Below are 23780 nucleotides of genomic sequence, written 5' to 3'. Positions count from 1 at the left end.
CCCCCCCCCCCCCCCCCCCCCCCCCCCCCCCCCCCCCCCCCTTTTTTTTTTAAAACCACAACCCCCCAACCCAGATGTGTATAAGAGACAGGAACAAAGGGGATAAATCGAGAGTCCTAGCGCCTTGAAGGGCAAAGCGCATAAGGACCAGATGAAGCGAGGGGGTATTACTTCTTGCCGAGCGTGATTTGCTTGGACGGGCCGAAAGTTTGGCCGCTGACGCCTTTGCTGATTTGCTGAATCTCGCCGCCGGATTTCAGGAATGCTTCGATTTGAGCATTGATGGAATCACTGGTTTCAACAGCGGGAGCTGGCTTTGCTTTGCTGGCGGATGCTTTTACACGCATGGCGGCTATTGACCTGTAGAAAATAACTTGGCCAGCGATAGTACCTGAAATACTTGACAATTGCTTGTTAAATATCTTCGTAAAATAATATCGGTGCAGTATGAGTCAGCATGAACGACTGCATAATTGTCGGCTAACTCGCTGTTTTAATTCATAACGTGGGAGGTTTTGTATACGTGTCCGGCCGTGCGCAGATGGCCTTTGAGCATCCGCCAGGCTGACGAGTGGCGTCCAAGGCGCGTTGGAAAAACCTGATAAATCAAACCTTTCGCAGATTTTTTGGATGGCGGGCTGCGGCACTCCAATTTGCCCCCCTAAACTCGGGTAGAATGCCGCCTACGTAATGAGGGTATTGGACATGGCTTTAATCGGTCGCTACAACAGTTTGCAAGTGGTTAAACATACAAACTTCGGTTTGTATCTGGATGGTGGGGCTGACGGCGAAATCCTGTTGCCCAATCGTTATATTCCAAAAGATATTCCCAGCGAAGATGAAGACTGGCTCAACGTCTTTGTTTATTTGGACAGCGCTGACAAGTTAATTGCCACCACTGAAAAACCAAAAGTTCAAGTCGGTGAATTTGCCAGCTTGAAAGTGGTTGAAGTTAACAGCATCGGCGTATTCCTCGATTGGGGTTTACCAAAAGATTTGCTGTTGCCGTATTCCGAAGAAAAGCGCCAGATGACCGCCGGCGAATATGTCGTGGTGCACGTCTACCTCGACAAGCACACGCGTCGTATCACCGCGACTGCCCGTCTGGACCGCTACCTGGACAAAACCCCGGCCAATTATCAGGTCGGCCAGGAAGTTGATCTGTTGGTGGCCGAGGCCACGGACATGGGCTTTAAAGCCGTGATCAACAACAAGCACTGGGGTTTGATCCACAAGAATGAAATCTTCAAGTTCATGCGTGCGGGCAAGCAGGAAAAGGGCTACATCAAGGAAGTCCGTGCGGACGGCAAGATCAGCCTGAGCCTGCAACCGGTTGGCCAGGAAGCAGCCAGCAGCCTGAATTCGAAGATCCTCAGCAAGTTGCGCGACAACAACGGTGTGCTCGCCGTGAGCGACAAAAGTGCCCCTGAAGTCATCAGTACTCATTTTGGCGTCAGCAAGGGCAACTTCAAGAAAGCCATTGGTGCGCTCTACAAGGAAGGCAAGATTGCGATCCACCCGGACCGTATCGAACTGATCTGATCCAACACGAGGGGCTGGCGACATGAGCAAGGCAGTGTGGGCGTATATCGGTGCGTTACTGGCTTTTCTGGTGCTTGACGGCCTGTGGCTGGGCCTGCTTATGAGCTCTACCTATAAAGAGCTGTTGGGTTCGTTGATGCTGGCTCAACCCAAGTGGGGCCCGGCCATCGTGTTTTACCTGCTGTATGTGCTGGGCGTGGTGTTCTTTGTGGTATTGCCGGCCCTTGCCCGGGCCAGTGCGCGCAGGGCTGCTCTGGCAGGTGCGTTTTTCGGGCTGGTGGCTTATGGCACCTATGACATGACTAACTGGGCCACGCTGCAAGGCTGGTCGCCCCAGTTGGCATTGATGGACATGGCCTGGGGCGGGTTACTGACCTGTCTTGCAGCCCTGTCGGGTTATTGGGCGGCACGCAAGCTGGCGTCCTGATTGTTTTCGACCTTTTTAGGTGTGGCTTTTTTCGGGTGAACTATGAGTGTTTCGCGGCGAGCAACGGATGCTTTCGCACTGCAAGTGATGCTGGGATTGTGCCTGATCTGGGGTGTGCAACAGGTCATCATCAAGCTGGCGGCACCCGATATCGCACCCGTGATGCAGGCCGCCATGCGCTCCGGTATTTCAGCACTGCTGGTTGGGCTGCTGATCTGCTGGAAGGGTGGCTGGAGCCAAGTGCCTGCCACCTGGCGTGGCGGTTTGCTGGCAGGCAGCCTGTTCGGCCTGGAGTTCTTCTTTATTTCCGAAGGCCTGCAACTGACCAGTGCCGCGCATATGTCGGTATTTCTCTATACCGCGCCCATTTTCACCGCACTCGGGATTAACTGGCTGTTGCCCAGCGAGCGCTTGCGGCCTTTGCAATGGTTGGGGATATTGCTTGCGTTTGCCGGGATTGCCTTCTCATTCGCGGGCGGTATGTCGTTTGCTGACATGGACCGCAACGTGCTGCTGGGCGATGCCTACGCCATTCTGGCGGGCATGGCCTGGGGCGCGACCACGGTGGTGGTGCGCGGCTCGCGGTTGTCGGAGGCACCTGTGACCCTGACCCTGTTCTATCAGTTGATTGTCGGTTTTTTCGGCCTGCTGGTGATTGCCGCTTTCAGCGGCCAGATCAGCCACGTCAGCCTGACCACCGTGGCGGTGGCCAGTGTGCTGTTTCAAGGGCTGGTCGTGTCGTTCTTCAGTTATCTGGTGTGGTTCTGGTTACTCAAGCGTTATATGGCTTCCAACTTGGCGGTGTTCTCCTTCATGACCCCGCTGTTCGGAGTGACATTCGGTGTGCTGGTGCTGCATGAGCCTCTGAGCGTCAACTTTGTGGTGGGCGCAGTGCTGGTGCTGTGCGGTATTACGTTTGTCAGCGCCGAGCAGTGGGTGCGTCGCAAAGTGCGTGCTCTGCTGGGGGGCTGACCGACTGCCAGGCCAGAGTGCCCGCTAGCAGCAGCCCGCTGGCCGCGATGATCAGTGCCGGTTGCAAGCCGCCGCTGAAATGGCTGCTCAATGCAGCCAGCAATGGCCCGCACAGTTGGCCCACGGCGAAACAGGCGGTCAGCATGGCCGCATTGCGCGCTGTGGCATTGGGCGCCAGATCCCGTGAGCACTGCATCACCAGCGGCATGCAGGCCAGAAACGGCGTGCCGCAGAGGATTACACCAAGTGCCAGCCCCGCGCTGCTCGGAAGCAGGCACGCCAGCACACCAAGGGCTTGAATCCATAACCCGCCCATCAGCCAGAAGCGCGTGGTAGCAGGGCGCGGCCGACGAAAGCTGATCAGTGCCACGCCAATGGCAGCACATAGCCCGAATGCTGGCCAGAACAGATCGGCTTGCCACTGGCCATGAAACCGGGCATTGGCCATCTGGGATAAAAATGTCGCCGGGATGATATAGCCCAGGCCATAGAGCCCATAAATTGCTCCCAGACGGGCGATCCCGGGTTGCCGGTTATCGGGCTGCATCGTTTGAGGCCGGGCGGCAAGTGCAGCGGGTTGCGGTAGCGCGGGCAAAATCACCAGCAACATCAGCAGTGCCGCCAGGGCATAAATCATCCAGAGCGTGGCCGAGTCTTGCCCGGTTAAATTGGCGGCCAGGGCCAGCAGTCCGGTCAGCATCACCCCGAGACCGGGCCCGGCAAAAACCAGAGCGCCCAGACGCGGTCGGTTGGCGGTGATGGCGATGTGCTGACTCAGTGCGGTGATCATCACCATCACCCAGGCACTGGCGATCCCGGAGCCGAATCGTAATAACAGATGCGCCCAAAACCCCTGGGCCCAGTACGACGCCAGCGTCAGCCCAACGCACAGCCACAGGCCTGTATGCAATCGGTTACGCACCTGGTCGGGGCGCCTGGCGCGCATGGCATCCAGGGCGCCGAGCAGGTAACCCAGGTAGTTGGCGGCGGCAATCAGCCCTGCGCCGGTCAGGTCGATCTGGCCTTCGCTGATCAGGTGCGGCAGTTGCGGCGTCAGGGAAAAACGGCCAATGCCCATGGCCATCATGAGTGCAACAAGGCTGGCGAGCAGGCGAATCAGGGGCGACATGCTGGGATTTCCCGATAGTGAACAATGACCGTCAGGCTAGTGGTATTTGACTTTCTCTAAAAATGAATAATAGTGATCTACTTATTCTGTTTTGGAGAATCGTGTGGAGTTCAGCCAATTACGTATTTTTCAGGCCGTGGCTGAAGAAGGGTCGATCACCCGTGCGGCTGAGCGTCTGCACCGAGTGCCTTCCAACCTGTCGACCCGGCTCAAGCAACTGGAAGAGCAGATGGGTGTCGAACTGTTTATGCGTGAGCGTCAGCGCTTGCAGTTATCTCCGGCAGGGCAGGTGCTGCTGGACTACACCGCACGTTTGTTTGCCCTGCACGATGAAGCGCTGAGCGCCGTGCAGGGTGGCGTGCCTTCGGGCAAGTTCACCCTGGGCACCATGTACAGCACTGCGGCAATCCATTTGCCGAACCTGCTGGCGCACTACCATCGCACCTACCCGGCGGTGAATCTGCATGTGCAATCGGCACCCAGCGGCGAGTTGCTCGAAGGGCTGCTGGGCGGGCGCCTGGATGCTGCCCTGGTGGATGGCCCGCTGGAATTGGCAGGCCTGGACGGGGTGGAGTTTTGTGACGAGCGCCTGGTACTGATCAGTGATCTGGATCATCCGCAGATCACCCACGCCAAGGATGTGCAGGGGCGTGAAGTGTTTACTTTTCGCCAGGGCTGTTCTTATCGGGCCCGGCTTGAAGCCTGGTACGCCAGTGATCGCGCAGCCATGGGCCGGGTAATGGAGATTGAATCCTATCAAGGCATGCTGGCGTGCGTGGCGGCGGGGTCGGGGGTCGCATTGATGCCGGCTTCGATGCTGGCCAGCTTGCCGGGGCGTGAAAATGTCCGTGTACACCCTTTGAAACAACCTTTTGCATGCGCCACGACCTGGCTGATGTGGCGAAAAGGCATGACGGGGGCAAACCTGAATGCCTGGATACAGCTGCAACAGGCCCGTTCGCTGCCAGTTCATGATTAATCGCTGCAACTTCAAGTGCTGGCCTGAATCCGATGTATGGGGCGACTTAGCCTAAAGTTCATTGACCTTAAGCAAGCATCTTGTAGTACTTAGGACTATTATCTGTACGAAGCGACCACTGAATTCCCGTCGCTCGAGTGACCCCAAGGGGGATATATGAAAGACAAACTGCAAACCTGGCTCCATGACCTGGGCGTGGCCCTCGGCCTGATCGAGCCGCCAATGCAACCTGTGCCTATCCCTGTCGAGGATCCGCGTCGTCGTCCGCAACGTCGCCGCTAAAGTTGCGTTTGCGTCGCGTGCCGTTCACGGCTCCCGGTGATTGCCGGCGAGAGGGGTGAAGGGCTGCAGGCAACACAAGGGCAGTGTGAACTGCCCCCATCCATCAGGGCTTGTCAGCCCATGGTAAAACGCACGCTGTAGTTTAGCGGCGCCTGGTCTGTTTTCTCCGTTATTCGCGCTTCACATTTCGCATCATCCATACCCGTCGAGGTTGCACTGGCAGATCGTGTAGAGCTCAGTGTGGGTTTGAATACGCCAAATGACTGGGTAACCCGCAGTGCTGTGTTAAAGGTGCATTCCCGATTGCCATTGGCGTATGAAAAGACTTCGCGAAGTATCGCAGGGGTTTTGCGCGGGTAGCCGAAGCTGGTTTTATAGCTGACTGCAATCGAATGCTCGCTTAACGGATCGACATCAAAGTAGCCAGGTTCGACCAGCGACAGGTTCCAGTTTGAACGATTGAGTTTGAGCGGCCCGGAGGTGTTGTTGATGATCTCGAATGTCAGTGTGGTGACATCGGCTTGAGCATTCATGCCGGTGAGCATCGTGGTGGTGGCCACCACGGCAATAGCCAGGTACGTCTTGAAGTGGGTCATGGTGTTAAGTCCATTTAATCAATCACAGGTAGTTTGAAGTTGAGCGGCTACATCCCCTGTAGCCGCTTTTCAAGCGTAGTTGGACTGACTAATGGGCTGGCAGCGACAAGGCGCTGCGTGGGCGGGGTATTGGTGTTTGCGGTTGTATGAAATGAGATCGGCAGAAAAACGGGTACGAACAGGAGCGTCGGACCCGCTCAAGAAGACCTTCTCAGGCGACGCTGGCCACCGCCACAGGGCGCCGATCTATCAGGCTGACCAGCACAAAGCTTGCCAGTGCCACGGCCAGGCTGTAGTAGATCGGGGTGTTGGCGTCCAGGCCGTCCTTGATCATGAAGATCAATGCGGTGATAAAACCCAGGCTCATGCTGGAGATGGCGCCCGCTGTAGTGGCGCGTTTCCAGAAAATCGCGCCGATCAATGGCACCAGCATGCCGCCCACCAGCAGGTTGTAGGCCAGGGTCAGGGCGCTGATCACATCAGACACCACCAGCGCGATACCCAGTACGGCAATGCCCGTCAGCAGGGTAAACAGGCGGTTGATCCGCAGGCTCGACTGCTTGCCGCCGCGCAGCCTTGGCAACAGGTCTTCGGTCAGTACGGTGGAGGCTGCCAGCAAACCGGCGCTGGCGGTGGACATCATGGCCGCCAGTGCTGCTGCAATCACCAACCCGCGAATACCGTCTGGCAGCGACACTTTGACGATGGCGGCAAAGGCGTTGTTGACGTTATCCAGGTCGGGAATCAGCACGTGTGCGGCCATACCGATCAGTGCACAGGTCAGGCCATAGAGGATGCAGTAGAACCCGGCGAATGTGCCAGCATACTTGGCCACTTTGGCAGTTTTGGCGGTGAACACCCGTTGCCAGATGTCCTGGCCGATCAGGATGCCGAAAAAATAAATCATGAAGTAGGTGATGATCGTGTCCCAGCCGATGCTGGTGAAGCTGAAGTTCGAGGCTGGCAACTTGCTCACCAGTTCGTCCCAGCCGCCGACGCGGTACAGGCAGATGGGCAGCAGTACGAACATCAGGCCGACCGTCTTGATCACGAACTGGACGATGTCGGTCAGGGTCAGCGACCACATGCCGCCCACGGTGGAGTAGATCACCACCACGCCACCACCGATCAATACCGAGATCCAGAAAGGCAGGCCGAACAGCACTTCCAGAACGGTGCCGATGGCCAGGATTGAGGTCACGCCGATCATCAGTGCGTAGGCCAGCATGATCACCGCACTGGCCTGGCGGGCCATCGGGTTGTAGCGTTTTTCCAGCACCTGGGTGACGGTAAAAATTTTCAGTTTGAGCAGCGGCTTGGCCAAAAACAGGTTCAGCGCGATGATCCCGCAACCCAGAGCGGCACATAGCCAGAAGCCGGAAATCCCGTGAACATAGCCCAGGCGCACGGTGCCGACGGTAGAGGCACCGCCCAAAACGGTGGCGGCCATCGTGCCCATATACAGCGTGGGTCCCAGATTTCGTCCGGCAACCAGATAGTCTTCGTGGGTTTTGGCCTTGCGCATGCCGTAGTAACCGAGCACCAGCATTGCCGCTGCGTAGATAAGGACGACCAGTAGATCTAGAGCCATGATGGCGAATCTCCGATTATTTTTTTTATGGATGCAGCTAAAGCACGGTGGCTTGGTGCCATAAGCGCAAGGCTTGCTGGCACCGCAGAGATGTCCTTATCGATGTACTACCCCGGGCAGCACGCAGAGCATTTCGTAGAGCAGGTTGGCGCCCAGTAATGAAGTGTTGCCGGTGGTGTCGTACGGCGGCGAGACTTCTACCAGATCGCAGCCGACCAGGTCGAGGCCCTGGCAACCGCGGATCACCTCCATTGCCTGGATGGTGGTCAGGCCGCCGATTTCCGGGGTGCCGGTGCCCGGCGCCCAGGCCGGGTCGATGCCGTCGATATCAAAGCTCAGGTACACCGGGCCGTTACCGACTTTCTCGCGCACTTCGGCCATCAATGGCGTCAGGGATTTATGCCAGCACTCTTCGGCCTGCACCACGCGGAACCCTTGTTTGCGGCTCCAGTTGAAGTCCTCAGCGGTATAGCCCTGGGCACGCAGGCCGATCTGCACCACGCGGTCACAGTCCAGCAGACCTTCTTCCACGGCGCGGCGGAAGGTGGTGCCGTGGGCGATTTTCTCGCCAAACATGTGATCGTTTACATCGGCATGGGCATCGATATGCACCAGGCCAACCTTGCCGTGCTTTTTATGGATGGCCCGCAGGATGGGCAGGGTGATGGTGTGATCACCGCCCAGGGTCATGGGGATGACATCGTGTTCAAGGATTTCGTCGTAGGCCTCTTCGATGATGCGCACGGCGTCCAGCAGGTTGAAGGTGTTGATCGCCACATCGCCGATATCGGCAACCGACAATGAATCAAAGGGGGCGGCGCCGGTGGCCATGTTGTACGGGCGGATCATTACCGATTCGGCGCGGATTTCGCGGGGGCCGAAGCGGGTGCCGGCGCGCAGCGAAGTGCCGATATCCAGGGGCACACCGACAAAAGCGGCATCAAGGCCGGCGGCCGATTGCAGGTGGGGCAGGCGCATCATGGTGGCGATGCCGGCGAAGCGCGGCATTTCATTACCGCCCAGTGGTTGATGAAGAATTTTGTCCACGGGTAAGGCCTCGTCGTTTTGTAGGAGTTATGGCGCTCGATTCTGCGAAAGGTACGAGGCGGGAAGAATCGCTGCGAACAAATACTTAGTTCAGGTTTTTCTAAACTGATAGCGGTAGACTTTGATCATTCATCATTGCCTGTGGGGGCGGGCTTGCTCGCGAATGCATCACCACAGAGCAGGCTGAAACCCGGGCGCCTGTATCGCGGGCAAGCCCGCTCCCACGGTGGAAAGTGAGTTACTGATGGCCAACGCTTTACCCGATCTGAAACTATTGCGAATTTTTGCCAGCGTGGTCAGGCACCAGGGGTTCGCCAATGCCCAGCAGGCGCTCAACCTCTCGACGTCTGCCATCAGCACTTATATGAGCCAGCTTGAAACCAATCTGGGGCTGGTGCTGTGCCATCGCGGTCGTGGCGGGTTCAGCCTGACCAGCAAGGGCGAGTTGTTCCATCAGGAAACCCTGCGCCTGCTGGGCGAACTGGAAGGTTTCGAGCAATACGCGGCAGCGCTCAAGGGTGAGTTGCGCGGTACCCTGAACCTGGGTGTGATCGACTCGACGGTCAACGACAAGGCCTTGCCCTTTGCCGAGGCCATTGGTGCCTACAGCCAGGAGCATCCAGCGGTGCACCTGCATTTATCGGTGATGAGCCCGTATGAATTGCAGCTCGGGGTTCAGGACAATCGCCTGGACCTGGCCATCGGAGCGTTTTCCACGCGCATGAGCGGGCTGGTCTACCAGCCGTTGTACCGCGAGCAGCACTGGCTGTACTGCAGCACGCGACACCCTCTGTTCAGTGAGCGGCGTATCCCCGGGCCGGTGATTACCCAGCAGCGGATGGTCGGGCGCGGCTACTGGAGCCAGGCTGAACTGGCGCGCCACGGCTTCAAGCACAGCGCGGCGACGGTGGACAGCATGGAGGCACAGCTGATTCTGGTGCTCTCGGGCGCCTACATCGGTTACCTGCCCGAACACTATGCCGAGCCCTGGGTGGAGAAGGGTGACCTGCGCGTGCTGCTCCCCGCGACCTTTGGCTATCAGGCACCGTTCTCGATGATCGTGCGCCGTGGTCGCAGCCGCGAACCCTTGATCCAGACGTTTCGCGACCTGCTCAAAGCCCAGCTTCATAAACCTTGAACGAGCCCGTTTACTCTATGTCCCGAGCCCAATGCCCGCGCTGTATGCGCCCGCAGTCCCACTGCCTGTGCGAACTTATTCCACAACTGGCAAGCCGTACCCGCGTGTTGCTGTTGCAGCACCCCAGTGAGGTCAATCACGCACTGAACACCGCCCGACTGGCAGCCTTGGGGCTGACCAACGCACAATTGGTGGTTGGCGAGGTGTTCGAAGATTTGGCAACCTTGCTCAACCCGCCGGGGTATCGGGCGCGGTTATTGTTCCCCGGTGACGATGCGCAACTGATCGTGGCCGATGTTGTCGGCGAGCAAGACCTGCCGTTGCTGTTGGTGGTACCCGATGGCACCTGGCGCAAGGCGCGCAAGTTGCTGCACCTTAATCCGCTGCTGGCGCAATTGCCGCGGGTGACGTTGCCCGAGGGCGCTGTGTCACGTTACCGGTTGCGCAAGGCGCCGGGGCCGGGTGCCCTGTCTACTTTGGAAGCGATTGTGCAGGCGCTGGAAATTCTGGAGCCGGCCACCTCGTTCACGCCGTTGCTGCGCCCGTTCGAGGCGCTGATTGAAGGCCAGATCGAAGCGATGGGCGCCGATACCTATCTGAAAAATCACGGGCACAAGTCGTAATCTGTGGGCGCGGGCTTGCTCGCGATGCAGGTTGCGGGGTATGTCAGGGAAACCGAGTTGGGGCGATCGCGAGCAAGCCCGCTCCCACAGGGTTTCAGGGTTTTTCGAGGGTTTTTTGTCGCAGGATGTAGATGCTCACCAGCACGGCACTGGTCAGCATAAAGCCCCGGGCCCATGGCAAGGGTACCAGGTAGCAGGACAGGCCAATGCTCAGCCACATCAGGCCAATGGCGTAGACCTTGCCCTTGAGCGGGATGCCATTACCGTCCAGGTAGTCGCGGATCCATGGCCCGAGCCGTGGGTGCTCGACCAGCCATTGATAAAAACGCGGCGAACTGCGCGCAAAGCATGCGGCAGCCAATAGCAGAAAGGGGGTTGTAGGCAGTACCGGCAGAAATATGCCGATCACCCCCAGGGCTACGCTCAGCCAGCCAATGGCAAACAAAGCGTAGCGCAGCAACCGCGGGCGGTTGCCGAGTGGGGGCTGAACCACTAAAGGATCAGTGGTGGCGCGGTTTGAGGATCGCCGGCTTTTCGTCTGGCGCCTGGCACAGCAGGTACAGGGCCGTCAGCGCTTCCGGAATCTGAACGATCATGTCGTCCATCAGGTTGGCATCTTTGGCGATGTCTTCGAATTCTGGCTGATCATCGAACAGGCCCGAGCCCACCATGATTGGCAGCAGCATTTCGCTGACTTCTTCTTCGGCGGTTTCGAACCAGGCGGCTTCGCGCATGAATACGCCTTCCATAAAGCCTACACACCAGCCGCGCAGGTCGGAATCATCCGGCTCGTCGCCCAGATCCAGGTCGCATGGCAATTCGAACTCTTCATCGGATGCCAACTGGCGAGCGATATGTGCCTTGAGCTGGATCAGCGTGCCTTCGATTTCGGCGCGCTGGGCGTCGTCCTTGTAGTGCGGGGCTTCGGAGAAGATCGCGTCGATCCATTCGCGCTCTGGCACTTCCTCGGAACAGATGGATAGGGCAGTCAGATAGCCGTGGGTGGCCACGTAGTCCAGCGCCTCGTCATGCAGCTCGTCGGCGTCGAGGAAGGCTTGCAGGCGGGTTAGTTGCTCAGCGAAGGACATTAAGTGTTACCTAGTAAATAAACGATAGTGAATTCTAGGCTTTCTTGAGCTTCCAAGCCAGTCGCAGGGCACATTTGCCATCAGTTCCCGGTTATCGGTGTTGCAATTACACCCCCCGCAGCGGGGGAGTGCTCGGGTATACTGCCGCGTTTTGTGATGCCCTGCGTTAAATGTCGCGTACCGGTGGCCTGGGTCCGAGCCTTTTAGAGGCTTGCGGGCGTAGCGGATCGTGCTGGCGCAGGGGTGTTTCGGCGATTTCTGGAGTTTCTATGCTCGAACAGGCTCAACGCGTACTCAAAGACATCTTCGGCTACGACAGTTTCCGTGGCCGCCAGGGTGACATTATTGAGCGCGTGGCCAATGGTGGCGACGCCCTGGTGCTGATGCCCACCGGCGGCGGCAAGTCCCTGTGCTTCCAGGTGCCGGCCTTGCTGCGCGATGGCCTGGCCGTGGTGGTATCGCCGCTGATTGCCTTGATGGACGACCAGGTCGCGACCCTTGAAGAACTCGGGGTGGCCGCGGCGTCCTTGAATTCGACCCTGAGTGCCGAGCAGCAGCGCGAGCTGGCCAACCGTATCAAGCGCGGCGAAGTCAAGATGCTCTATCTTGCGCCGGAGCGTCTGGTGCAGCCGCGCATGATGGCGTTTTTGCAGAGCCTGGACATCGCCTTGTTTGCCATCGACGAAGCTCACTGCGTATCGCAATGGGGCCACGACTTCCGCCCTGAATACCTGCAGCTGGGCCAACTGGCTGAAGTGTTTCCCAATGTGCCGCGAATTGCCCTGACGGCCACGGCCGACAAGCGCACCCGCGAAGAGATCGTCACTCGCCTGCATTTGCAGAATGCCGAACGCTTTTTGTCGAGCTTCGACCGTCCCAATATTTTCTATCGCATCGTGCCCAAAGAGCAGCCGCGCAAGCAGTTGCTGGCGTTCTTGTCGGAGCGTCGCAGCGATGCGGGCATCGTCTACTGCCTGTCCCGTAAAAAAGTCGATGAAGTCGCGCAGTTCCTCTGCGATCAGGGGTTCCCGGCCTTGCCGTATCACGCCGGCTTGCCCAGCGACACCCGGGCTGCCAACCAGAAGCGCTTCCTCAACGAGGAAGGGCTGATCATGGTAGCCACCATTGCGTTCGGTATGGGCATCGACAAGTCCAACGTGCGTTTCGTTGCGCATCTGGACTTGCCCAAGTCGCTAGAGGCGTATTACCAGGAAACCGGCCGCGCAGGCCGTGATGGTCTGCCGGCGGATGCCTGGATGGCCTACGGCCTGCAAGACGTGGTGATGCTCAAGCAGATGCTGCAAAACTCCGAAGGCGACGAGCGACACAAGCGTCTGGAGCACCACAAACTCGACGCCATGCTGTCGCTGTGTGAAGAAACCCGCTGCCGCCGTCAGACCCTGCTCGCTTATTTTGATGAAGAAATGCCACAACCTTGCGGGCATTGCGACAACTGCGTGGACGGCGTGCAGACCTGGGATGCCACCGAACCGGCACGCCAGGCGCTGTCAGCGATTTATCGCACGGGCCAACGTTATGGCACCGGGCATCTGATCGACGTGTTACTGGGCCGCGAGAACGAAAAAGTCCGCAGCTTTGGCCATCAACATCTGTCTGTTTTTGGTGTGGGCAAAGCCCGCGCCGAAGGCGAGTGGCGCACGCTGTTCCGCCAATTGGTGGCCCGTGGTCTGGCTGACATCGATATTGAAGGCTACGGCGGCCTGCGCCTGAGCGACAGCTGCCGGCCGTTGCTGCGTGGCGAAGTGACCCTGGAGCTGCGTCGCGAGCTCAAGCCGCAAACCTCGGTCAAGAGCAGCTCTGCCAGCCCGGCCAGCCAGCTGGTGCGTGGCGAAGAGCGCGAACAGTGGGAAGCCCTGCGTGCCCTGCGGCGCAAACTGGCCGAGGAGCACGGCGTACCGCCCTATGTCATCTTCCCCGACTCCACGCTGCTCGAAATGCTGCGCAGCCAGCCCACCTCGATGTCCGAGATGGCCAGGGTCAGCGGTGTCGGTGCACGCAAGCTGGAGCGTTATGGCGAGGCATTCCTCGAAGTGCTGGGCGGGCAGGGCGAAACACCGAAGGTGGTGGCCGATATCCGCCACGAACTGATCAGCCTGGCCCGCGCCGGCATGACTCCGCTGCAGATCAGCGGGCAATTGCAGTGCTCGGAAAAGAACGTTTACACCATGCTGGCCGAAGCCATAGGTCGTCAGGAGCTGTCGCTGGAGCAGGCACTGGACTTGCCTGAAGAGCTGATGGAGGAAGTGCAGGATGCATTCCTCGATGGTGAAGGCGAGCTGCCGAGCGTGGCCAGCATCGCCGAGCAGTTCAAGGGGCGGGTACCTGAGGGCGTGCTGTATTGCGTGCGTGCAGCCCTGCAATCGGAGTTTGAAATCTAGCTATTACGGGGATTATGTAACGATTGATTGACTTATAGGCCTTGCCTATGAGCAAACGGCATGCTTAGCTGACTAATAATTAGTTTCACTCTATTTTCAGTCTAAACATTGAGTTTTTTATGCCGTTAACCGATCAACACCGTTTTGGTATGCAACTGGCCCAAATGTCCCGTGGTTGGCGTGCCGAGCTGGATCGTCGTCTCGCTGGCCTGGGCCTGTCCCAGGCACGCTGGCTGGTGCTTTTGCATCTGGCCCGTTTTGACGAGGCGCCCACGCAGCGCGAACTGGCCCAGAGCGTTGGCGTTGAAGGTCCGACACTGGCTCGTCTGCTTGACAGCCTCGAGGCGCAGGGGCTGGTGCAGCGTCACGCGGTGGTTGAAGACCGCCGTGCGAAAAAAATCGTCTTGAGTGATTCTGCCCGCCCGCTGATCGAACAGATCGAAGCCATTGCCACGGCGTTGCGTCAGGAGCTGTTCGTGGGTATTGATGAAGAAGAAGCGCGCATTTGCCTGCGTGTGCACAAGCGGATTCTGGATAACCTCGAAAAGAACTGATCTCACACATCCCTGTTGTGGGAGCGAGCCTGCTCGCGATGGCATCACTGCGGCCTGTCTAAAAGACCACGCTGCCAGCATCGCGAGCAGGCTCGCTCCCACAGTAGTCTGTTTTCTAGCCGTCAGAACGTCTGCCCCAGGTTCAGATACAGCGCTTTCTGGTCATCATCGTTGAAGCCGTAACTGAAGTTCAGCGGCCCCAGCGGCGTGTCAAAGCCGATAAAAATGCTCGCCGCATTGATATAGCCGCTGTTGTACTCGTTGTCGTTGTTCCAGGCACGTCCGCGCTCCAGAGAAGCGCCGGCATACAACGGAAAATCAAACGGCAAATACGAGCGGGGCGTGAGGCGACGATAATAAACGGCGCGCATCAGGCTTATATTCTGTGCCGAAATCGCATCTTCCCTGAAACCCGAGAGTTGTCGTGCCCCGCCGAGCAAGAAGCTCGAGGTGACAATTTCAGTCTTGTCCAGGGTACGTCCGTAACGCCCGCCCAATATCCAGGTGTTGGGGCCTGAACTCATGGCTTTGTCCAGTTTGAATTCCCACTGTCGATAGCGCTCATCCGAGCCAAGGCTCGGGTCGAACTGGCGCAGGCTCAGGCTGATGTCTTCTCCTGAATGGGGGAAGTACACGTTATCCAGTGAGTCGAATGAGTACTTCAAATCATAGGATCCCTCTTTGAAGTTGAGGCTTGGCATGTCGCGCTCACCGATGCGTACGTCAGCCTTGCCCCATGCCTCACCGATGCCCAGGCGAATTTCACCGCTATTACCGATTTGGCGACCAAAGTTAAGACCAAAGCCATAGCGCTCCAGCCGGTACTCGGCAATAGGGTCGTTCTCGTCGATGATTTCCACGTTTTGTGACTGGGCGCGGATATAGGGGGCGACAAAGTAGCGCGAGCCGGCATCCAGGGGCTGGTAAAATTCGCTGTACAGCTCTTGCTTGTCGCCAATCTGCACCCGCGTCAGCCATTCGGCACCCAGCCGGTTGATGCCGTTGACTCGGTAGCTGGCACCAATATTGAACGCGCTGTCGCCGCGCATGTCGTCCGACAGGTTCAGCCCCAGGCGCAGGTAGTCAGTACCGCTGCGCTTGCCTTTGGCGCTGATGACCAGGGTGCGCTCCTTGCCCTTGTGCACCACGCGGTATTGCACCTGATCGAAGTAATCGAGCCCGTACAACGTGCCCATGTCACGTTGCAGGCGGCCCAGGTCCAGGGGCTCGCCGATGGGCTGGCGAATATAGTAGCGGATTACCGAATCGCCGATTTTCGAGTCGTTTTCGATCTTGATCGCGGTAATCACCGGAGTGCGTTCTTCGGGGGTGCGGGCTTCAGCCAGTTGCACGTCCGTAGGTTGACGCAGGCTGGCGAGGCGTTTCTCAAGCACCTGCGTGGCCCTGTAGCCTGCATTGATGATGTCAAGTGAGCGGCCAAAATCAGTGGCGCCATAGCTGGCCAGGGCGGGCTGAATCAAAATATCGTCAGGCTTCAATGATGCCAGCTGCACTTCTGAATTGCTTCGGGTCATCAGGGTGATCGACTGGTTGAGGATGTCGAACACGGTGTTGAGTTGTTTGCGGCCCCGCAACGGGGTGCCGATATCCACCACAATGACCATGTCCACGCCCATCTCCCGGGCCACATCCACCGGGATATTGTCGACCATGCCGCCATCGACCAACAGCTGGCCGTTGATCTCGACCGGGGCGAATACCGCCGGGATTGACATGCTGGCGCGGATCACCTGGGGCAGATGCCCTTTGCGAAACACCACTTTTTCGCCATTGACGATATCAGTGGCCACGGCGCGGAACGGGATTGGCAGTTTGTCGAAGTCGCGCACATCACTGCTGTGGGCCAGCAGGCTTTCGAGCAGCAATGCCAGGTTCTGGCCCTGAATCACGCCCAATGGCAGGCCCAGGCTGCCATCGTCGCGGAAACTGAGTTGTTGCTTGACCAGAAAGTCGCGGTCATCCTGCTTGCGCCGAAAAGGTATGTCTTCGCGCTCCGGCGCATCGGACAGGGCCTCTTGCCAGTCGATGCTCAGCGCGAGTTTTTCCAGCTCATCGATTTTGTAGCCGGAGGCATACAGACCGCCAATCACTGCGCCCATGCTGGTGCCCGCGATGGCATCGATATGAATGCCCTGTTCTTCCAGGGCCTTTAATACGCCAACGTGGGCCAGGCCACGGGCCGCGCCGCCGGACAGCACAAGGCCGACTTTGGGTTTGGCGGCTTCGGCGGCAAACAGCACCAAAGGGCAAAGACACAGGAACAAACAACAGAGCAGGCGGCGCATCATGAGTCTCTGGGCAAGCGAGAAAGGCGGCTATTATAGCGGCGCCTTCCTTTCAAGAGCCTTTGAAATCATGTCGATCAATAAACCCGAAATTGTCATTACCTACTGCACCCAATGCCAGTGGCTGCTGCGTGCCGCCTGGCTGGCTCAAGAGTTGCTCAGCACCTTTGCCGAAGACCTGGGCCGGGTCGTGCTGGAGCCTGGCACCGGTGGGGTGTTTCGCATCACCTGCGACGGTGTGCAGATCTGGGAACGCAAGGCTGACGGCGGCTTTCCCGAAGCCAAGGTGCTCAAGCAGCGAGTGCGTGACCAAATTGACCCGCAGCGCGACCTGGGGCACAACGACCGGGCTCAGTGAGCGGCGGCGTCCAGCCCTGCCTTATCGGGTGCGGGGCCGCTGCGCATGCGGCTCGACACCACGATGGCGACGATTATCAGTACACCGCCCAGCAACATGCGCAGCGAGGGTGTTTCGTGGAACAGCAACCATGCCAGGGTGATGCCATAGACCGGTTCCATGGCAAAGACCACGGCGGCAGTGCGCGCCTTGATTACTGCCAGGCTGGCGACGAACAGGCTGTGTGCCACGCCGGTGCAAAACACCCCGAGCAGACCGATCCATAGCCAGTCCAGCGGGCGGACTTCGCTCAATCCCGGGCCGGCAAAGGGCAGCAGGCACAACGCGACCACCGCGTTTTGCCACATGGCGGCCTGCACGGCGGGCATCCGCCCCGCGTTGGCGCGGTTGTTCAGCGACAGCAGTGAAAACAGCAAGCCGGAAGCGACGGCCCACAGCAGCCCTTCGGTGGCCTGGCTGGCCAGGTCAAAGCTTGGCGTGACCAGGATCAGCCCGATGCTGACCAGCGCCACCAGAACTATTTCGTTGGGACGAATGCGTTCGCGAAAAATCAGTCCTTCCAGAATCACCGTGAACGCCGGGAAACTGGCAAAGCCCAGGGTTGCAATCGCGACCCCGGCGATTTTTACCGAGACAAAAAAGCTTATCCAGTGCCCGGCCAGCAGCACACCGCTCAGCAGCAAACTGCGGGCGTCGCGCAGGGTCAGTCGGTACCAGGCGCTGCGTTTGGCCAGCGCGGTGAAGCACAGCAATGCCAGCACTGCGAAAGCGGCGCGGCCAAATACGATGATCGAAGCCGATGCAGCGGCAAGTTTGCCGAACACGCCAGTCAGGCCAAACATCAAAGCGCCGATATGCAGGGCGCCCAGGGCAGTACGCGGAGTCATTGCAATCCTTGGTTCAATAGAGGCAAGGCGTGCAGTCTACGGGGCAGGGCAGGGAGCTGTCTGTCGCGACACTGGCGTCAGTTGTCGCCAGACTCGCGCCTCAGCACCGAAGGCGAGGCGCCGAATTCGCGCAGCATGGCGGCGGCGAACGCGCTTTGCGAGTTGTAGCCAACGCGGCTGGCTATTTCGCCTATGGCCAGGGCGCTTTGGCGCAGCAGCGTCAGGGCACTGCGCAGGCGTCGCTGGCGGATGTAGTCCATTGGCGTTTGCCCGCACTCGCTGGCAAAGCGGCTGTGCAAGCGGGCGCAGGACAAGCCTGCAATTTGAGCCAGATCCGCAACCTGTAACGGGTAGGCAGTATTCTGCTCAATATAGGCATCCATGGCCGCGTAGGGCAGGCGTTTGGGTTGCGCCCGTTCACCGGCAAGGTTAGCCAGGCTGGCGAGCAGCAGAATCGCACCCTGGCGAGCAATCAACGGGTCGTTTATCGGGCTGGTGGCGAGCCAGTCGACCAGTTGATGCTGTTTCGGGTCGAGAGGCAGCTGTGCGGGGTTGTCGAGCAATCGGCGGCTGGCATCGGCGTGCCCACCCAGGGACTGGCCCAGCCAGTTGTCACCAGGCACGTCCAGCACCAGGCAGTGGCTGCCTTGCGGGCTGCCGCAGGTGTGGTGGGCGCCCGCAGGCACGACCATCAGCTGTTGCTGGCGCAGCAGGCTGGGCCGGCCCTCGACTTCGAAATCCAGCTTGCCCGACAAGCTGATCACCACCTGCGCATGTTCATGGCTATGGGCAATCAGGTCGTGGCGGTAATGGCGCAGTGACAGGATTTGGTCCATGACAGGTCTCTTCTGTGGATCAGTGCCGCCAAAATGCCGGAATGCACAATACAAACACGGTAATGATCTCCAGTCGCCCAAGCAACATGCCCAATGACAAAATCCACTTGGCCGCATCTGGCAGGCTGGCGAAGTTGCCGGACGGCCCGATGATCTCGCCCAGCCCTGGCCCTACGCCCGACACCGTGCTGGCGGCGCCGGTCAGGGCGGTCATCCAGTCCAGTCCCAGCAGCGACAGGGCCAGCGCGATCACGCAGATGGTGATGGCGAAGAAAAACGAAAAGGTCAGGATCGAGCGTACGATTTCTTCGTCGAGGCGGTGGCCGTTGTACTTCTGCTTGATCACCGCTCGAGGGTGGATCAGTTGATTAAGGTTGGCCTTGAGCAGGATATAGGCGACCTGAAAGCGGAAAATCTTGATCCCGCCTGCAGTCGAGCCCGAGCAACCGCCGATAAAGCCCAGGTAGAAGAACAGCATCAGCGAGAAATTGCCCCACAGGCTGTAGTCACCCAGAGCAAAGCCCGTGGTCGTTACTACCGAGGTCACGTTGAGCGCGACATGGCGGAAGGCGTCCCACCACGGCATGTTGGTAGTCCACCACAACCAGATGCTGAGCACGAACCAGGTCACGACCAGCAAGCCGAGCAAGCCTTGTACCTGCTGATCCTTGATCAGGGCCTTGCGATGACCGCGCAGGGTGGCCACATACAAGGTAAACGGCAAGCTACCCATGATCATCACGGCAATGGCGACCCAGTGCACCGCCGGTTGCGACCACTTGGCCAGTGACTGGTCGGAGGTCGAAAAACCACCGGTGGAAATGGCCGACATGGCGTGGTTGATCGCATCAAACACGCTCATGCCCGCCCACCAGAATGCCAGGCTGCCCAGAATGGTGATGCCGACGTAAGTGGCGACAATCAGGCGGGCCACTATGTGCGAGCGCGGCATGACCTTTTCGGAGCGGTCAGAGGACTCGGTCTGGAACAGGCGCATGCCACCGATGCGCAGCAGGGGCAAGATGGCTACCGCCATACCGATAAAGCCGATGCCGCCCAGCCAGTGCAGCATCGAGCGCCACATCAGAATGCCGGGGGACATGGTGTCCAGGCCGCTCAGCACGGTGGAGCCGGTGGCGGTAATGCCGGACATGCTTTCAAAAAAAGAATCGGTATAGCTGATGTGCTGCGTCAGCAAAAACGGCAGTGCGGCGAAGATGCACACCACCACCCAGCTGGACACAGTCAGCAGATACATGTCCCGGGGGCGCAGATGCACCTGCTCGGGGCGGCCCGGTATGACCAGCGCCAGGCCGGCAATGAAGGTAATCAGGCTGGCCCACAAAAAGGATGGCAAGTCGCCCAGGTGGTCGTAAATCACCAGGGTCAGCATGGGCACGGCCATGCTGATCGCGAGCGTAATCAGGAAGATGCCGATAATGAAACCGATGATGCGTAATGTCGGCAACGCCATGAAGTCAGCTCGGGGATGAAAGAGGGGCGCCATTCTACCTGTGGTCCGGGCTATGTAAACCGCCAAGCCTTCGGGAGATACCGTTAGAATAGCTGCACATTTTCTTCAGGAGGTGGCCAATGGAGGCTCTCGACGCTTTGCTCAACCGTGTTTCTGCCCCGCGCCTACTCGATCCGGCGCCAACGGCTGAGCAACGTGAAGTACTTTTCGCCGCCGCCTTGCGTGCGCCGGACCACGGTCAGTTGCGTCCTTACCGGTTTTTGACGGTTGAAGGCGCTGCGCGCAATCAACTGGGTGAAATCCTCGCCGAGGCCGTGCTGGCCCAAGGTGGCGAAGTGACCCAGGCCGCCCTGGACAAGGCTCGCGCCATGCCTTTGCGCGCCCCTTTGGTGGTGGTAGTGATTGCCCGTTTGCAGGATCACTTCAAGGTGCCGAAGGCTGAACAGCTGATTACCGCGGGCTGTGCGGCCCATGCCATTGAGCTGGCAGCTTATGCCCAGGGCATTGGCGCGGTATGGCGCACCGGCGAGTTGTCGTATGCACCGCATGTGGCCAAGGGTTTGGGGCTGGGTGAGGGCGAGGAAGTGGTGGCGTTCCTGTATTTGGGCACGCCGCAGAACGAGTTGCGCGTTGCGCCCAAGGTGGACAGCGCCGAGTTTGTGCAGGCGTGGTCGGTTAAGTAGCCCTGTACCAATATCCGTAGCAGCTGCCGAAGGAACAAGGCTGCGTTCGGCGGCGTAGCCACCGCAAAATCAGCGCACGCGATTATTCAGTTAAACCGCGGATTCTGATTTTACGATTGCTTTGCAATCGGACGCAGCCTCGTTCCTACGGCAGCTGCTACGCGATCAAATTGCTGCGAAACCTTTACAGGTTACCGTCCGGTTTCAGCGGTAACTCCAGGGTGGCAACAAATCCGCCATCCGGGTGATTGCCCAGCATCAGCCGCCCGCCATGGCGTTCCGCCGCCCGTCGCGCAATGGCCAATCCCAGCCCGTGGCCGGCCGCTGTCTGGCCCGGTGCGCGGAAAAACGGCTCACCCAATTGCGCCAGGTACTCTTCAGCGACCCCCGGGCCATGGTCGCGAACCTTGATGGTGATGTGTTCGCCTTCGCGCTCCGCGCTCAGTTCAATCGGCTGGCCAGGCGGGTTGAAGCGCTGCGCGTTGCGCAACAGGTTATCCACGGCGCGCTCGATCATCGTTGGCCAGCCGTTGAGGCCCAACCCCTGTTCGGCTTGCAGCAGTACGGGCTGCTCGGGGGCCAGCATCGAGGCGTCTTTTTGCACGGTGTTGAGCAGTGCATTGAGGTCGACCTGCTCGGCGCTGGCCTGATCGGCATCGACCCGGGCCAGGGTCAGAATCTCGCTGATCAACGATTCCAGCCGATCGCACTCGCGGGTCAGGCGTGGCCACAGTTTTTCACGTTCTTCAGGCCCGGCGCGTTCAGCCAGGGCCAGAGCGATCTTGAGTCGGGCCAGGGGCGAGCGCAGCTCGTGGGACACATCACGCAGCAGTTGGCGCTGGCTGCCGATCAGGCTTTGCAGGCGGGCACCCATGCGGTTGAAGTCGGTGGCCAGCACGCCAAATTCATCACGTCGCGACGCCAACTGCGCCAGGCTGTTCTGTTGGTAAGTGGTTTGCCCAAGGTCATGCACGGCAACGCGCAGACGCTTGAGCGGGCGGGTAATCGAGAGCGTCACCATCAGGCTGAACAGCGTCAGCACCACCAGCGCAATCCCCAGTGCGCTCAGAGGCCAGATCAGGCTCTGGCGGTGCCAGGCATCCAGCTCGGGGTGGGGGATGCGATAGATCAGCAGGTAGGTTTCGGCGGTTTTGGGGCTGGTGTATTCGACGGTCAGGCGTCGCCATGGCAACTGTTCTGTGCCCGGATTCTGGCGGGCTTCCCAGGCGGCTGCCCGACGCGGGAAGGTGCCACGTACCAGCGGGTCGCCACTTTCGTTGAGCACTTGCACGTCGATGTGATAACGGCGCTTGCGCCGTTCAAGGAAATCCTGCGCCGCATCGGCGCCCTGAGTTTCGTAACGCTCGGTCCACTGTTGCGCCAGATTGGCGATCCCGGGATGACGGCTGAGAATCCATGCGTCCTGATTGAGCATATGCCCCAGCAGGATCGACAACCCTGCGACCAGGGCAATCGCCAGCCAGAAGCTGGCGAGAATGCGCCAAAACAGTGATCGCACGGTAATTCCTCACAAGTCATTGATTGAAACGACCAAAGCCCAACGGCGTGAGCCGTTGGGCTTGGTGGGCAGACAGATTATTGCGCTTTTGGCGCTTGCTGTGCTTTCCAGTCCTTAAACTCTTTCATCTCGGCTTGACGCTCGGCGCGTTTCTTTTGCATCTCGTCGAAGCGTTTTTGCTGATCAGGCTTGAGCAAGGCGCGAATATCGCTCTGGGTTTTGTCGTGCTTGGCCTTCATCTCGTCTTTCAGGGCTTTCTGGTCGGCGGCTGGCAGTTTTTCCAGGTACTTCTCGACCAGTTGCTTGCGATCATGCATTTGCTCGCCCATCAGCTTGCCGATCTGCTGGCGCTGCTCGCGGGTGAGGTCCAGCTGGCTGTAAGGGGCGTCGCCGCGACCGTGGTGCTCGCCGCCGTGACGAGGGCCCATCTGGCCGTCACCACCAGGCATGGCCATTGCGACGGTTGGCAGTGCTGCAGCAAACATCAAAGCAATTAGAGTCTTACGCATGGTGTGTCTCCTTTGAATTTGGATTCCGGTTGTTCCGGATGCGCCCAGTTTAGGGAGATCAAGGTCAATCGCTGTCAACCGTGGGTAAAGCTTTGGTAAAGACGGTTTTGCCGGGGATTTACACAGGGTGAGGGCGCTTTTCTCAGACGCTGTAGAAATACCCGCGGCTGCGCAGTGCCACGATGCGCGGGCTGCCATCCGGGTGCGGGCCGATCTTTTTGCGCAGGTTGCTGATATGCATGTCCAGGCTGCGGTCGTACAGGGTCAGCTTGCGGCCCAGGGCGATCTGCGCCAGTTCCTGTTTGTCCAGCGGCTCACCCGGTTGGCGCAGCAGGGCTTCAAGGATGCGGCTTTCAGACACGGTCAGGGTAATGTCGCGCTGGTCGATGGTGACCACGCCGCGCATCGGGCTGAAACACAGGTCGCCCAGCTCCATCTGGCTGGACACCGCCGCCGGGTGGCTGCGGCGCAATACGGCGCGCAGGCGGGCTGTCAGCTCGCGAGGGTCGCAAGGCTTGGCCAGGTAGTCATCGGCGCCCAGCTCCAGGCCCAGGATGCGGTCCAGCGGTTCGCCTCGGGCCGAAAGCATCAGCACCGGCAGATCAGGGTGGTCGTTGCGCAGTTGCTTGAGCAGCTCAAGGCCGCTGCCGTCGGGGAGCATGACATCCAGCACCACGGCATCGGGGCTGGACTCTGCCAGCGCCTTGCGGGCGCTGGCACCGTCGTGGCATGCGCGAACCTGAAAGCCTTCCTGGCTCAGCCAACTGACCAGCAGCTCACACAGCTCCTGGTCATCATCTATCAGTAACAGGTCGCTCATGACTTACTCGATTTGACCGGT

25 protein-coding genes are annotated in these 23780 nt (G+C 59.3%); 11 read left to right on the top strand and 14 right to left on the bottom strand.

Annotated elements, in window-relative coordinates:
- Positions 1-167: 167 nt before the first annotated feature.
- Positions 168-347, bottom strand: a complete 180-nt coding sequence (locus QN377_RS17595; RefSeq protein WP_016781632.1) for a hypothetical protein — start codon at positions 345-347, stop codon at positions 168-170.
- Positions 348-705: 358 nt separating this feature from the next.
- Between QN377_RS17595 and QN377_RS17590 the strand changes: the two genes are divergently transcribed.
- The 3 genes from QN377_RS17590 to QN377_RS17580 are packed head-to-tail and all read left to right on the top strand — an operon-like array spanning position 706 to position 2941.
- Complete coding sequence (locus QN377_RS17590) at positions 706-1542, top strand: S1 RNA-binding domain-containing protein (protein ID WP_095002663.1); 837 nt, start codon at positions 706-708, stop codon at positions 1540-1542.
- 22 nt (positions 1543-1564) lie between these two features.
- A complete protein-coding gene (locus QN377_RS17585; RefSeq protein ID WP_095002662.1) occupies positions 1565-1969 on the top strand; it encodes a DUF2177 family protein in 405 nt (134 codons plus the stop codon).
- Positions 1970-2011: 42 nt separating this feature from the next.
- Positions 2012-2941: a DMT family transporter gene (locus QN377_RS17580; protein ID WP_095002661.1), complete on the top strand. Its 930-nt coding sequence runs from the start codon at positions 2012-2014 to the stop codon at positions 2939-2941.
- On the opposite strand, the gene QN377_RS17575 is transcribed toward QN377_RS17580, so the two are convergent.
- The gene (locus QN377_RS17575) at positions 2889-4070 is read right to left on the bottom strand and encodes an MFS transporter (protein ID WP_095018933.1); all 1182 of its coding nucleotides are present in this window, start codon (positions 4068-4070) and stop codon (positions 2889-2891) included. The two genes, QN377_RS17580 and QN377_RS17575, sit on opposite strands and share 53 nt — an antisense overlap.
- A 103-nt stretch (positions 4071-4173) precedes the next feature.
- Here QN377_RS17575 and ptrR point away from each other — a divergent pair, with 103 nt between their 5' ends.
- Positions 4174-5049: a putrescine utilization regulator PtrR gene (gene ptrR / locus QN377_RS17570; protein WP_095002659.1), complete on the top strand. Its 876-nt coding sequence runs from the start codon at positions 4174-4176 to the stop codon at positions 5047-5049.
- Between the two features lie 156 nt (positions 5050-5205).
- Complete coding sequence (locus QN377_RS17565; RefSeq protein WP_254924894.1) at positions 5206-5331, top strand: PA1414 family protein; 126 nt, start codon at positions 5206-5208, stop codon at positions 5329-5331.
- A gap of 113 nt (positions 5332-5444) precedes the next feature.
- On the opposite strand, the gene QN377_RS17560 is transcribed toward QN377_RS17565, so the two are convergent.
- The 3 genes from QN377_RS17560 to speB form a co-directional block, all read right to left on the bottom strand.
- Positions 5445-5927, bottom strand: coding sequence for a hypothetical protein (locus tag QN377_RS17560; RefSeq protein WP_095002658.1), 483 nt, complete (start codon positions 5925-5927; stop codon positions 5445-5447).
- Between the two features lie 211 nt (positions 5928-6138).
- Complete coding sequence (locus QN377_RS17555) at positions 6139-7518, bottom strand: sodium:solute symporter (protein WP_095002657.1); 1380 nt, start codon at positions 7516-7518, stop codon at positions 6139-6141.
- Positions 7519-7614: 96 nt separating this feature from the next.
- Positions 7615-8565, bottom strand: coding sequence for an agmatinase (gene speB / locus QN377_RS17550; RefSeq protein WP_095002656.1), 951 nt, complete (start codon positions 8563-8565; stop codon positions 7615-7617).
- Between the two features lie 244 nt (positions 8566-8809).
- Between speB and QN377_RS17545 the strand changes: the two genes are divergently transcribed.
- Positions 8810-9703 carry a LysR family transcriptional regulator gene (locus tag QN377_RS17545; protein ID WP_095002655.1) on the top strand — a complete coding sequence of 298 codons (894 nt, stop codon included), beginning with the start codon at positions 8810-8812 and terminating at the stop codon, positions 9701-9703.
- 17 nt (positions 9704-9720) lie between these two features.
- Positions 9721-10326 (top strand): tRNA-uridine aminocarboxypropyltransferase, encoded by a 606-nt coding sequence (locus QN377_RS17540; protein WP_095002654.1) that lies wholly within the window; start codon positions 9721-9723, stop codon positions 10324-10326.
- Between the two features lie 94 nt (positions 10327-10420).
- On the opposite strand, the gene QN377_RS17535 is transcribed toward QN377_RS17540, so the two are convergent.
- Both QN377_RS17535 and QN377_RS17530 read right to left on the bottom strand, forming a co-directional pair.
- On the bottom strand, positions 10421-10819 hold the full coding sequence (locus QN377_RS17535; protein ID WP_169916488.1) for a YbaN family protein: 399 nt from the start codon (positions 10817-10819) through the stop codon (positions 10421-10423).
- 7 nt (positions 10820-10826) lie between these two features.
- Positions 10827-11414, bottom strand: coding sequence for a YecA family protein (locus tag QN377_RS17530; RefSeq protein ID WP_095002653.1), 588 nt, complete (start codon positions 11412-11414; stop codon positions 10827-10829).
- Positions 11415-11683: 269 nt separating this feature from the next.
- On the opposite strand from QN377_RS17530, the gene recQ reads away from it, so the two are divergent.
- Together recQ and QN377_RS17520 are read left to right on the top strand one after the other, a co-directional pair.
- Positions 11684-13813: a DNA helicase RecQ gene (gene recQ, locus QN377_RS17525; protein ID WP_095002652.1), complete on the top strand. Its 2130-nt coding sequence runs from the start codon at positions 11684-11686 to the stop codon at positions 13811-13813.
- A 119-nt stretch (positions 13814-13932) separates the two neighbouring features.
- The gene (locus QN377_RS17520) at positions 13933-14367 is read left to right on the top strand and encodes a MarR family transcriptional regulator (RefSeq protein WP_095002651.1); all 435 of its coding nucleotides are present in this window, start codon (positions 13933-13935) and stop codon (positions 14365-14367) included.
- 122 nt (positions 14368-14489) lie between these two features.
- On the opposite strand, the gene QN377_RS17515 is transcribed toward QN377_RS17520, so the two are convergent.
- Entirely contained in the window at positions 14490-16673 is a 2184-nt protein-coding gene (locus tag QN377_RS17515) for a patatin-like phospholipase family protein (protein ID WP_095018931.1), read from the bottom strand.
- 70 nt (positions 16674-16743) lie between these two features.
- On the opposite strand from QN377_RS17515, the gene QN377_RS17510 reads away from it, so the two are divergent.
- On the top strand, positions 16744-17031 hold the full coding sequence (locus tag QN377_RS17510) for a SelT/SelW/SelH family protein (protein ID WP_095002712.1): 288 nt from the start codon (positions 16744-16746) through the stop codon (positions 17029-17031).
- Here the strand turns inward: QN377_RS17510 and QN377_RS17505 are convergent.
- From QN377_RS17505 to QN377_RS17495, 3 genes are all read right to left on the bottom strand, one after another.
- The gene (locus QN377_RS17505) at positions 17025-17918 is read right to left on the bottom strand and encodes a DMT family transporter (RefSeq protein ID WP_095039322.1); all 894 of its coding nucleotides are present in this window, start codon (positions 17916-17918) and stop codon (positions 17025-17027) included. The genes QN377_RS17510 and QN377_RS17505 overlap by 7 nt on opposite strands.
- Before the next feature lie 77 nt (positions 17919-17995).
- Positions 17996-18754, bottom strand: a complete 759-nt coding sequence (locus tag QN377_RS17500) for an AraC family transcriptional regulator (RefSeq protein WP_095026941.1) — start codon at positions 18752-18754, stop codon at positions 17996-17998.
- 19 nt (positions 18755-18773) lie between these two features.
- Positions 18774-20228: a TrkH family potassium uptake protein gene (locus QN377_RS17495; RefSeq protein WP_322212633.1), complete on the bottom strand. Its 1455-nt coding sequence runs from the start codon at positions 20226-20228 to the stop codon at positions 18774-18776.
- A 119-nt stretch (positions 20229-20347) separates the two neighbouring features.
- Here QN377_RS17495 and QN377_RS17490 point away from each other — a divergent pair, with 119 nt between their 5' ends.
- Complete coding sequence (locus QN377_RS17490) at positions 20348-20911, top strand: nitroreductase family protein (protein ID WP_095002646.1); 564 nt, start codon at positions 20348-20350, stop codon at positions 20909-20911.
- 184 nt (positions 20912-21095) lie between these two features.
- Here the strand turns inward: QN377_RS17490 and QN377_RS17485 are convergent, their stop codons facing one another.
- The 3 genes from QN377_RS17485 to QN377_RS17475 form a co-directional block, all read right to left on the bottom strand.
- Positions 21096-22430 (bottom strand): sensor histidine kinase, encoded by a 1335-nt coding sequence (locus QN377_RS17485; protein ID WP_095018929.1) that lies wholly within the window; start codon positions 22428-22430, stop codon positions 21096-21098.
- Between the two features lie 77 nt (positions 22431-22507).
- Entirely contained in the window at positions 22508-22939 is a 432-nt protein-coding gene (locus tag QN377_RS17480; RefSeq protein WP_095002644.1) for a Spy/CpxP family protein refolding chaperone, read from the bottom strand.
- A 142-nt stretch (positions 22940-23081) separates the two neighbouring features.
- Positions 23082-23759, bottom strand: coding sequence for a response regulator transcription factor (locus QN377_RS17475; protein WP_095002643.1), 678 nt, complete (start codon positions 23757-23759; stop codon positions 23082-23084).
- Positions 23760-23780 lie beyond the last annotated feature (21 nt).

Origin of the sequence: Pseudomonas sp. CCC4.1 (assembly GCF_035019225.1) — a bacterium.
Taxonomy (GTDB): Bacteria; Pseudomonadota; Gammaproteobacteria; order Pseudomonadales; family Pseudomonadaceae; genus Aquipseudomonas; species Aquipseudomonas bubulae.
This window is presented reverse-complemented; position numbering and strand designations above follow the sequence as displayed.

Excerpts from the sequence above, each read along its gene's own strand:
- QN377_RS17585 (WP_095002662.1), top strand. The coding sequence starts at position 1,565 with ATGAGCAAGGCAGTGTGGGCGTATATCGGTGCGTTACTGGCTTTTCTG.
- QN377_RS17520 (WP_095002651.1), top strand. The coding sequence starts at position 13,933 with ATGCCGTTAACCGATCAACACCGTTTTGGTATGCAACTGGCCCAAATG.
- QN377_RS17590 (WP_095002663.1), top strand. The coding sequence starts at position 706 with ATGGCTTTAATCGGTCGCTACAACAGTTTGCAAGTGGTTAAACATACA.
- QN377_RS17480 (WP_095002644.1), bottom strand. The coding sequence starts at position 22,939 with ATGCGTAAGACTCTAATTGCTTTGATGTTTGCTGCAGCACTGCCAACC.
- QN377_RS17595 (WP_016781632.1), bottom strand. The coding sequence starts at position 347 with ATGCGTGTAAAAGCATCCGCCAGCAAAGCAAAGCCAGCTCCCGCTGTT.
- QN377_RS17490 (WP_095002646.1), top strand. The coding sequence starts at position 20,348 with ATGGAGGCTCTCGACGCTTTGCTCAACCGTGTTTCTGCCCCGCGCCTA.
- QN377_RS17580 (WP_095002661.1), top strand. The coding sequence starts at position 2,012 with ATGAGTGTTTCGCGGCGAGCAACGGATGCTTTCGCACTGCAAGTGATG.
- QN377_RS17515 (WP_095018931.1), bottom strand. The coding sequence starts at position 16,673 with ATGCGCCGCCTGCTCTGTTGTTTGTTCCTGTGTCTTTGCCCTTTGGTG.
- QN377_RS17495 (WP_322212633.1), bottom strand. The coding sequence starts at position 20,228 with ATGGCGTTGCCGACATTACGCATCATCGGTTTCATTATCGGCATCTTC.
- QN377_RS17560 (WP_095002658.1), bottom strand. The coding sequence starts at position 5,927 with ATGACCCACTTCAAGACGTACCTGGCTATTGCCGTGGTGGCCACCACC.
- QN377_RS17555 (WP_095002657.1), bottom strand. The coding sequence starts at position 7,518 with ATGGCTCTAGATCTACTGGTCGTCCTTATCTACGCAGCGGCAATGCTG.
- QN377_RS17565 (WP_254924894.1), top strand. The coding sequence starts at position 5,206 with ATGAAAGACAAACTGCAAACCTGGCTCCATGACCTGGGCGTGGCCCTC.
- QN377_RS17575 (WP_095018933.1), bottom strand. The coding sequence starts at position 4,070 with ATGTCGCCCCTGATTCGCCTGCTCGCCAGCCTTGTTGCACTCATGATG.
- QN377_RS17540 (WP_095002654.1), top strand. The coding sequence starts at position 9,721 with ATGTCCCGAGCCCAATGCCCGCGCTGTATGCGCCCGCAGTCCCACTGC.
- QN377_RS17530 (WP_095002653.1), bottom strand. The coding sequence starts at position 11,414 with ATGTCCTTCGCTGAGCAACTAACCCGCCTGCAAGCCTTCCTCGACGCC.
- QN377_RS17545 (WP_095002655.1), top strand. The coding sequence starts at position 8,810 with ATGGCCAACGCTTTACCCGATCTGAAACTATTGCGAATTTTTGCCAGC.
- recQ (WP_095002652.1), top strand. The coding sequence starts at position 11,684 with ATGCTCGAACAGGCTCAACGCGTACTCAAAGACATCTTCGGCTACGAC.
- QN377_RS17505 (WP_095039322.1), bottom strand. The coding sequence starts at position 17,918 with ATGACTCCGCGTACTGCCCTGGGCGCCCTGCATATCGGCGCTTTGATG.
- QN377_RS17510 (WP_095002712.1), top strand. The coding sequence starts at position 16,744 with ATGTCGATCAATAAACCCGAAATTGTCATTACCTACTGCACCCAATGC.
- QN377_RS17475 (WP_095002643.1), bottom strand. The coding sequence starts at position 23,759 with ATGAGCGACCTGTTACTGATAGATGATGACCAGGAGCTGTGTGAGCTG.
- QN377_RS17500 (WP_095026941.1), bottom strand. The coding sequence starts at position 18,754 with ATGGACCAAATCCTGTCACTGCGCCATTACCGCCACGACCTGATTGCC.